The organism is Lacticaseibacillus sp. 22 (genome assembly GCF_055413445.1).
Map to the genome: position 1 here is coordinate 38,637 of NZ_JBVAYD010000011.1, position 10,150 is coordinate 48,786.

The following is a 10,150-nucleotide window of genomic DNA, read 5'->3' on the forward strand; positions in this document are numbered from 1 at the left end:
GGCGTAGGCTAGAAAAAAGCGACCTCAGGCATGATTGCCGGACTTTATCACTGTGGCTAAGATCCTTTCAATTTTAATCAAGCTCACTCACCCCAACGTTTGAAATAAATGCACTGCCAGATCATGCAAATTTAGCGCATGTGAATTGTAATTACTTAACAGGATGATCGCATTTTGACCATCGTGACTGATTGCAGTCGATGCCATTTGACCAGCGACAACGCCATGAGTTGAATAAAAATCTTGATGATTATAGATGCCGGCTGTATAAACGCCATCGTCACGGTTGCGCAACGTCTTCAAAGTGGACAAAGTGATCACTTTGCCGCTGTCTATCCCGCGCAATAGCCGATAAAGATCACCCGTCGTCGTATACATGTTGCCGGTACCGAGCTCGCGGTTATACCATAACTCCGGTTCGCCGATAAAAGTCTGATAAGGATTGGTGACGGGACCTGTATACGTCAAAGAACGGTTTGAATCTGTCAGCATCGCCGGTAAAAAGCCGGTGTGCTTGAGCTTTAGGCGTTCAATAATATCGTTTTTTACTTGTTGTTCATAGGATCGCCCAGCGACTTTCTCGATCACACCGGCTAGTAAAAGATAGTTCACCGGTTGATAGGCATAGTTTTGTTGTGGCAAATAGGTCATGTTGGCAATGGCCCAACGGATAATATCCATATCACCCATCACGGCAGGTTGATACTTCTTAAGGGCAAAACCGCTGCGCATGTCAATCATCATCCGCAATGTTACTTGATCGCCAGTTTGGATGCCTGACAAATACTTGCTAACCGGATCGTCTAATCGTAACTTGCCAGCTTCAACCAGCTGCATCACGGCAACTGCGGTAATCGCTTTTTGAATCGAGCCAATTTGAAACAAAGTCGTCGGTCCATTAAGCCGCTGCGATGCTTGATCGGCGTAACCCACACCACCGTTGAAGATGACCTTACCATGTTGAATCACCAAGGCACTGCCGATAAATTTGTCATTGGTCAAGGCCTCTGAAAAAGATTGGCCGGCTTTGGTTTCAACCGAACGATCCAATTTTTCGTCAAATAACGCTGCTTGTGTCTTGGCCGTATCTTTGCGCGTTACTTTTTCACGATACTTTGATGGCTTGACCCGTGCCTGACGTTGTGAAGCTGAATGATCTTGCTGCCAGCCAAGAACAGTCCCACCTAATAGCAATGCTGCCAACCCCAAAACAACGCCTACCCAAATCATTTTTCGACGATGCAACACGTTTTCATCCTCCCATTTATTGCTCATCAAAGATACCTTAAAAGCAGACAAAAAAACAGCCACGACCCTCAATAAAAGCAAAAATTTCATTGAAGTTAGCTGTTTTTTGGGTTATTTCCAAAATGTATCGAAAACAGTGATTGGCAAATGTCGTTTGTGAGCAGTCTTCTGGTACCAACGCTCGATGGTTTCAGCAGCTTGGTCGCTAACTTGTTTGCCTTCAAGATAGTCATCAATATCGTGATACTTAACCCCAAGCGCCACTTCATCTGGCAAGGCCGGGCGATTGTCTTCAAGGTCGGCTGTTGGCGCCTTTTGATACAAATGAGCAGGTGCTCCTAACGCCTTCAACAATGCCGCGCCTTGCCGTTTGTCTAACCGGTAAAGTGGGGTCAGGTCCGCACCGCCATCGCCAAACTTGGTATAAAAACCAGTGACGGCCTCAGCTGCATGATCTGTTCCGATCACGGCCCCTGCCATGTTGCCGGCAATCGCATACTGAGCAATCATGCGCATCCGGGCTTTAATATTGCCCTTGTTGAAATCAGAAATAGCCGCACCATTGGCTTCAACAGCACTTACCATCGCATCAACACTTGGTTTGATATTAACCCGTTTAACCACATCGGCTTGCATAAACTCGATGGCCGCCATCGCATCCGCTTCATCAGCTTGTTCACCATAAGGCAGGCGCACTGCTACAAACTGATAAGTATCGTCACCGGTTTCTGCCCGCATCTCCTGCATCGCCTTTTCGGTTAACGTTCCGGCAAGCGTCGAATCCTGCCCACCGGAAATGCCAAGGACATAAGTTTTTAAAAAGGTATTCTTCTTGAGATAGGCTTTTAAAAAATCGATACTCCGGCGAATCTCTTTTTCCGGATCAATCGTTGGCTTGACACCTAATGCTTTAATAATTTCTGCTTGTAATGGACGCATTATTTCACTCCTTTAATCATATCAAGAAATAGACTTTGCGCGAGATCCCGCGTTATCTGACCGGCATTAGCCATGAGAACCACTGCATTCTGCCCGCTACTATCCATCACCGTTGCCGCCGAGTGTGCTGCCACAACGCCATGCGTCAATGTGTAGCTGCCAAAATTATAAACCCCGGCTGTATATTGACCTTGACTTAAATCGCGTAATTGCATGACGGCGGATCGACTAATAATTTTACCTTGGTTAATTCCGGCCATAATCTGATATAAGTCACCGGCACTAGCATAAATATTACCGGTGCCCAACTCGCGGTTATAACTCAACGCTGGCTCGATATAACGCTTCGAATACGGATCAGCCTTGGGACCATTATAGCCAAAAGCCTGATTTTGTTCACGATATAATTCAGGCATGAATCCTGAATGAGTCAAGGCTAGCCGCTTGAAAATTTCCTGTTGAATCAAATCAGCATATAAGCGGCCGGTAACTTTTTCAATGACACCCGCTAATAACACAAAATTAACCGGTTGATAATCATACCGAGGTGTTTCGTAATTCAAGTTGGCAATTGACCAGCGAACAATGCCGGCATCGGAAAGTTTTGCCGGTTGCGCACGAGGTAGCGTTAGCCCGCTGCGCATATCCAGCATCATTCGCAATGTCACCTTCTTGCCAGTACGAATCCCGGTAAAATAGTGACCGATCGGATCGGATAGTCGCACCTTGCCTTGTTCAACCAGTTTCATCAAAAGCACTGCCGTCAGCCCTTTTTGAATTGAGCCAATTTGATACAGTGTTTCGGGACCGTTTAAACGCCCCGAGGTTGCATCCGCATAACCCAGACCGGTATTAAGTATGACCTTACCCTTGCGCATCATCAAAACCGTCCCGCTAAAATGCGCCGCCTGCAATTTTGCCAATAGCGGCTTGGCATCCGGCGCGTCAACCGGCTGCATCAATTTATTAGTGGTACCGGTATCGGCTTTTGCCTGGTTTTGCAGCCGCTGCTCAATTGCGCGATGGCGATTCAGTTCGGTTTCATATTGACGCCGCGCACGCTCTTCCTTGGCGGCTATCTGCGGACGAACATACAAATAATCATAACTGCCATAAATCGCAATGCCGGCGATGACCCCAATAACAAGGCCTAACAACAGCCACCGGCCCCAACGCCGCTTTTTTGTCTGTCTCACGCTATTTCCTCGATTATTCTTCGCGATCGGCCACTGCAGACTTCACTTTTTTAATCAAATCCATCTTGTTATCCCAAACCCGCTGCGATAGATCAACCGGATAATCTTGTGGATTCAAAATTCGCCGATACTCATCCCACAGCGCGTTGGTACTGCGTGTTGCATAAGCTTGAACTTCGGCTAGCGGCGGGGTTTGATAAACCTGCTTCCCCTGATCATAAATAAGTTGAAGTAACGGCTTGGCCTCGAAATTCTTAACCGTCTTATTGATATATGGAAAATTCGGATGAAACATATACAAACTACGCTCTGGATCAATCACTTCGTCTGCCAGTGCTACATAATCACCTTCAGACTTGCCATCATCACGCCGCGTAATTCGCCAGACTTGTTTTTTGCCAGGCGTCGAAACTTTTTCTGCATTATTAGACAGTTTGATCGTATCGTGCATCTGCCCAGTGCTGTCTTCAATCGATACCAGCTTAAACACAGCACCCAACGCTGGTTGATCATAAGCCGTAATGAGGCGAGTTCCGACTCCCCAAATGTCGATTTTGGCGCCTTGCATCTTCAGATTTTGGATGGTGTTTTCATCAAGGTCGTTTGAAGCGTATATTTTGGCAGAAGTATAACCGGCATCATCTAACTGCTGCCGAACACGCTTGGAAATAAACGCCATATCCCCACTGTCGATGCGCACGCCGAGAAAATTGATTCGATCTTTAAACTCATTAGCGACTTTGATCGCAGCAGGCACGCCTGATCGTAACGTATCATAAGTGTCAACTAAAAAGACCACGTCGCGATTACTTTCGGCATAAGCCTTAAAAGCCTCATAGTCGTTGCCATATGCCTGAACTAAAGAATGGGCATGAGTGCCAATGATCGGAATGCCAAATTCCTTACCCGCCAAGACATTGCTCGTGGCATTAAACCCACCAATATACGCCGCCCGTGTACCCCACAAAGCTGCCGCTGTCTCCTGTGCCCGCCGCGTCCCGAATTCCATGAGCGGATCAGCGCCAGCCACACTACGAATCCGCGCTGCTTTCGTTGCCACAAGCGTTTGATAATTAATCATATTCAAAACCGCGGTCTCGACCAACTGCGCCTGTGCCAGCGGACCTTCAATCTGCCAAATCGGCTCATTATTAAAAACCAAATCGCCTTCCAGCGCCGAACGAACGGTACAGGTAAATTCAAAATGACGTAAATAATCAATAAACGCATCCGAATAATTGGTCTGAGACTGAAGATAAGCCAAGTCGGATTCGGAGAACTTGAGATGATTCAAGTAATCAATCACATGCTCTAACCCGGCAAAAACCGCAAATCCCGAACCAAAAGGCAACTCACGAAAGAAAACTTCAAAAACAGCATGACGTTCACTGATTCCACGTTCAAAAAAAGTGTTCATCATATTCAATTCATAAAAATCGGTGTGGAGTGTCAATCCTTCACCCAATTGTGTGGTCATCATCTTTCCCCTTCCAGAGACATCCTAATAGGAGCTATCGTTAAGCATTGAGCATTTAATTTAATAATATAGCTATTGATTATATACTAAGTAGGCATTAATTGCAGAGCGTGAACCCGGCCCTGAGCGCGAACCGGCGCGGTTAGAAACCGGAGTGTAAGTGGCCTTAAGCGTGATGGCCGGGCTTTGGCCATTGCGCTTAAGGCCCTTACACGCAGGTTTCTGCGCCGGTGAGCGCGTTATGGGCGTAAGCTAGAACACAAGTGGCTTCAGGCGTGAGGGCCCGCTTTTGGCCATTGCGTCTGAGGTCATTACACGCAGATCTCTGCGCCGGCGAACGCGCTTTGGAGTAGGCCAACCCACCAACCTATAGGATCCTTACACACGAGCTCAGAGTTTTGCAAAGTCATTTCAGCAAATAACTTTTCCTTCCACCCCAACCCCAAAAAGCCAGAAAACAAAATCACTTCTGCTTTCTGACCTTAGACCAATTCATTACTTTAACGCTCTAAATAAAATTCAAACCGTTCGCCAACATACTGAGTACGTACATATTCAAACGGTGTTCCATCCTTGAGAAATGAAACTTGACGCAGCCGTAAAATGGCATCGCCGCGTTTGATGGCTAAGTATTCAGAAATTCGTTCGCTAGCCAACATCGCACTGACCGTTTGTTGTGCGCCGCCAAGAACATAACCGCCTTTTTTCTCCAGTGTGTGGTAAAAGCTGGCTGTCATTTCTTTTTTGGTAAAACCTTTCACAAGATCGTAAGGCACCGCTGCGGTTTCGAAACTGATCGGTACCTTATCGGCATAACGAATTCGTTCCATCCGCAGTACCTGTTCAGCAGGCGCAAGTTTTAGCTTCTCCACTTCGGAACTTGTCGGTTGGGCGACATGATACGAGACCGTTTTACTGGAAGGCACCTTGCCTTGAGCCTGCATCAGATCCGTAAAGCTAGTCACACCGGACATTTTTTCCTGGACCTTTTGATTGGCCACATACGTCCCTGAACCAACCCGCCGTTCCAGAATGCCTTCATCCACCAGCGTTTGAATGGCTTGCCGCAGTGTCATCCGCGACACCTTAAACGTGACGGCTAAATCGCGTTCAGACGGAATTCGATCGCCTACCCGCCATTTACCGGCTTCGATATCAGCACGAATGGCGTTATGAATTTGAATATAAACTGGCACATCCATCCTCATCACCTCCTCTTTTTATGGTTTAAGCTTCCGTATCGTGTTTCTCACCATAACTGTAGGTCGCGATCAAATCATGATTGCGATCCAACATATTAATATCTGCATCTTTACCAACTTCAAGTGTTCCCTTTGAAGTGAGATTAAATTCACGGGCTTGATTGACAGAGGACATTTCAACTGCATCGAATAAGGAAGCGTCCATGAAGCTCATAGCATTTTTAAACGCATCCTTATACATCAAAACGGAACCGGCAAGTGTCCCATCGGCTAAGCGAGCCTGCTTATCCTTAACATAAACAGTTTGGCCGCCTAATTCACTCTTACCTTCTGGCATACCCTTACTACGCATGGAGTCCGTTACCAGTTCGATGCGTTCCGGTCCTTTTTGATCAAAAGCGAGCCGTAACATGTCCGGAACAATGTGGAAGCCGTCGCAAATGAGTTCACAATACATGTTATCTTCCAACATCGCATGGCCGGTAACGCCGGGTTCACGATGCCGCAAACCACGCTGGGCATTGTACAAATGAGTGACGTGGGTCGCCTTACTTGCCAGCATTTGTTCCCGCGTCGCATTGCTGTGCCCTACTGATGGCACAATGTTATGCGCCAAAAGGTAGTCTTCGAATTCACGCGAGCCTTCATCTTCAGGTGCATACGTAATCAGCTTAACCAATCCGCCAGACAGTTCCTGCCATTGTTTGACAAGATCAATATTAGGATTCTTAATATATTCTTCTGGTTGTGCCCCTTTGAAGACCTTACTGATGAACGGACCTTCCAAATGAACGCCTTGAATAATGCGATTGCGTTCCGCTGCCTGTTTGACCCCACGCATCGCCTTATCAATGTTTTCAGTCGATTGCGTCATGGTGGTGGCAAAAAGGGTGGTGACCCCTTCATGAGTCATCATTTTAGTTGCCATTTGATCGATCTGATCAGCATCGCCATCCATGGCATCAAACCCATAGCCGCCGTGTGCGTGAACATCAATGAATCCTGGTATCAAAGTTTTGCCTTGAACGTCAACGACCTGTTCGCCAGCCTGTGCTTGATAATCAAACATATCGCCGACTGCCAAAATCTTGTCATCAAAGCGGATGTACCCGTCTTCAATCCGTTCTAATCCTGTATAAATCGTTGCATGTTTCAATACCGTAACCGTCACAATACCACTCCTAATTATTTAAAGTCCCGAATATCACCAATTAGTATAACCGGTATAGACCAGACTTGCAAGTTGGCTAACCGGTCGTCCACCTTGATCAACCGTGACGATCTTTGGCAATCGTTGCATCAACGCCTTTGACAACCGCAGTCATGAGTCCAGCCTCTTCCATCGCCAACAACCCGGCAACTGTGGTACCACCCGGACTAGACACTTGATCGATCAAATCAAAGGGCGATTGATCGCTGGCGAGAACATTTTTGGCACTGCCCATCACCGCCTGAGCAACGATAGCCGTTGCCTGATCCTTCTCCAGACCATATTTGACCCCCGCGCGCGCCAGGCTATCAATAAACAAATAGATAAACGCCGGAGATGAACCAGCTAAAGCGACAAACGTTGAAAACTGTTCCTCAGGCAAGGACATGGTCTTTCCTAAGACATTCAACAAATCCAAAAGGCCATCTAATTGACCAGCCACCGCATCGTTAGCCGCATAAGCAATCATCCCGGCATTAATCGCAACATTAACATTCGGCATAATCCGCAAAACCGGTTGATCGTGACTGCCTAATGCCTCCTCGAGTGTCGCCACGGAAACACCGGTTAGCATCGAGACAACCGGAACATGCCGTTTTTTTAACGTTGATCCAATCGCTTGTAAAATCGGTTCGCCTAATTTTGGCGATACTGCCAGAAAAACGATATCTGCAGTCTCCGCAACTGCCTGATTACTGGCCAATGCTTTTGCACCGATTTTGGCGGCATATGGTTCATAATGAAGCGGCTGGCCGCCATGTAAGACAATATCTGTTGGTGCAACTGCCTTTTTAGCCAATAAACCACTTATCATTGCCCGCGCCATATTACCGGCACCGATAAATCCAATTGTCATTCTTATTCTCCTTTAGCCATCTGCGGTTGTGCTTGATGGGCGTCAAACCAATCCACAATTGCCTGCAATCGTGCCACTCGCAAATTCGGCAACCCGCTGCGGGACAAATCATGATTTGACTTTGGGAAACGCATGAACTTGGTTTCAACACCATGCAGTTTCAGGCCAATGTAGAACTCTTCGCCTTGGCCGATGGGGCAGCGTTCATCATTTTCACTGTGCATCACAAGCGTCGGTGTTCTGGCATGATCAATGTGAGCTAATGGTGAAAAATCCCAAAGCCCTTGCACATCTGACAAATCGCCAGTCCACTTTCCTTCTAGTTCCCACGGTGTAAAGTAATAACCGATGTCACTGGTACCATACATACTCAGCCAATTGGAAATCGAACGCTGGGTTACCGCTGCTTTAAAACGATGCGTATGGGTCACAATCCAGTTAGTCATAAACCCGCCATAAGAACCGCCAGTGACAAATAGACGTTGCGGATCAATTGTTGTATCGAGCTTTAGCGCTTCATCAACCGCAGCCAAGCAATCTTCATAATCGCCTTGCCCGTAATGTTTAATGACAGCGGCCGTAAATGCCTCGCCGTAACCTAACCCTCCACGCGGATTCGGACAAATCACGCCATAGCCTTTTGCTGCCAAATATTGCATTTCATGGAAAAAGGTATAGCCATATCCGACTGCCGGGCCGCCATGGACATACAAAATTGCCGGATGCGAGGATGACGCCTGTTGCGGTGGAAAATACCAGCCCTCAATCTCAAAACCGTCTCGTTGAAAATTAAACGTTTGAGGCGTAACCAAGCCCAAGTGACGTGTTACCTGACGATTCGGGTCATACAGAACCTGCTCTTCTTCCGATGCCAAATCAAAATAAACCAGCCGACTCGGAATGGTCATCGTACTCTCAGTGAAAACCACCCCACGATGATCTGGTGTCAATGCAAAGTCCGTCACATGACGCCGACCATCAATCAAAGGCGTCAACCGCTCGTCAGGCCCGCCAGCATACAGACTCATTTTGCCATGATCGAAACCACGAGCCAGATAATAATCTGCCGTCACAAAATCGGCCACTTTACCGGACAGATCCTGCTGAAAATCACTATTAACATAACCGGGAATGTCAAAATCTACATCATCGGCAACGTCTTGCAATTCATGATTGGTTAAATCATAGTGCCACAGATGATCCTGCGAGACATTTGGCAAATGATTATCCGATCCCACCAACAGCAGCTGCTGCCCATCAGCCGAAAACGCCTCCGGAGACAGTGCCGCTTGTGGTAAATGTTCATTGACCATTGTGATTTTTTGACTCGTCAAATCGAACAAATAAGTCGCCTGACTAAAATCATTAGGATCATCCGGTAACCGCTCGGCTGCAAAAGCAATTTTTTGTCCATCAGGCGAAATCGCTCCCAAGTCAAAATCATGTTGCCGTTTCATAACCAGGTGGCTGGTTTTTTGCCGCCGTTGCTGTATTCGCAGTTCATAAGTAACATTTTCCTTTAGCAAACCAACACCATTCAGCTTATACGGGGCGCGAGTGACCGTTACCGGTTGCGGCTTTTTCGCGTCCGACTCTGATGATTGCGGTTTAGCGCCTACCGTTGTCTGCAGCAAGAGTGCCTTGCTGTCAGGTTGCCAGCCAAAATTGGTCACGCCTTCCTTTTCATTGGAAAACTGCTGCGCGCCACCCCCGTCAATCCGCTGAAGGAAGACTTGCGTTGTTTTGTCAGCTGCCTGACTAAGAAAAGCCAGCCATTGCTGATCCGGACTGACTTGCGGATGACGATCGTGCTTCTGATCAAACCCGTAAGTCGTTTTTTGGCCGCGGCGATTGACCAAATAAATGCGTTGATAATAAGTATTATCTTCTTCTGAAATTCGATTCTCCTGAACAAAAAAACCGCGATTTGTTGCAATTGGATACGACAGCGATACCAATTTAAAAAGATCCGTTGCTGCAATTGCCATACACTCACACCCTTCTTTGTCATGCTTTAAGCGT

8 protein-coding genes are annotated in these 10,150 nt (G+C 47.1%); all 8 read right to left on the reverse strand.

Going from position 1 to position 10,150, the window contains the following annotated elements; all coding sequences use genetic code 11:
* Positions 1 to 87 precede the first annotated feature (87 nt).
* Positions 88 to 1,248, reverse strand: coding sequence for a serine hydrolase domain-containing protein (locus tag ACWP87_RS07110; RefSeq protein WP_005685387.1), 1,161 nt, complete (start codon positions 1,246 to 1,248; stop codon positions 88 to 90).
* A 111-nt stretch (positions 1,249 to 1,359) separates the two neighbouring features.
* Positions 1,360 to 2,187: an ammonia-dependent NAD(+) synthetase gene (nadE, locus tag ACWP87_RS07115; protein WP_005685386.1), complete on the reverse strand. Its 828-nt coding sequence runs from the start codon at positions 2,185 to 2,187 to the stop codon at positions 1,360 to 1,362.
* Complete coding sequence (locus tag ACWP87_RS07120; RefSeq protein WP_014569791.1) at positions 2,187 to 3,383, reverse strand: serine hydrolase domain-containing protein; 1,197 nt, start codon at positions 3,381 to 3,383, stop codon at positions 2,187 to 2,189. The genes nadE and ACWP87_RS07120 overlap by 1 nt, the downstream gene beginning before the upstream one ends.
* A gap of 13 nt (positions 3,384 to 3,396) precedes the next feature.
* Positions 3,397 to 4,860, reverse strand: a complete 1,464-nt coding sequence (locus tag ACWP87_RS07125; RefSeq protein WP_029944041.1) for a nicotinate phosphoribosyltransferase — start codon at positions 4,858 to 4,860, stop codon at positions 3,397 to 3,399.
* A gap of 500 nt (positions 4,861 to 5,360) precedes the next feature.
* Positions 5,361 to 6,062 (reverse strand): GntR family transcriptional regulator, encoded by a 702-nt coding sequence (locus ACWP87_RS07130; RefSeq protein WP_005685382.1) that lies wholly within the window; start codon positions 6,060 to 6,062, stop codon positions 5,361 to 5,363.
* Positions 6,063 to 6,087: 25 nt separating this feature from the next.
* A complete protein-coding gene (gene nagA, locus ACWP87_RS07135; protein WP_005685381.1) occupies positions 6,088 to 7,233 on the reverse strand; it encodes an N-acetylglucosamine-6-phosphate deacetylase in 1,146 nt (381 codons plus the stop codon).
* 97 nt (positions 7,234 to 7,330) lie between these two features.
* A complete protein-coding gene (proC, locus tag ACWP87_RS07140) occupies positions 7,331 to 8,128 on the reverse strand; it encodes a pyrroline-5-carboxylate reductase (protein WP_014569793.1) in 798 nt (265 codons plus the stop codon).
* A 2-nt stretch (positions 8,129 to 8,130) separates the two neighbouring features.
* Positions 8,131 to 10,116: a S9 family peptidase gene (locus ACWP87_RS07145; protein WP_014569794.1), complete on the reverse strand. Its 1,986-nt coding sequence runs from the start codon at positions 10,114 to 10,116 to the stop codon at positions 8,131 to 8,133.
* Between the last annotated feature and the right edge of the window lie 34 nt (positions 10,117 to 10,150).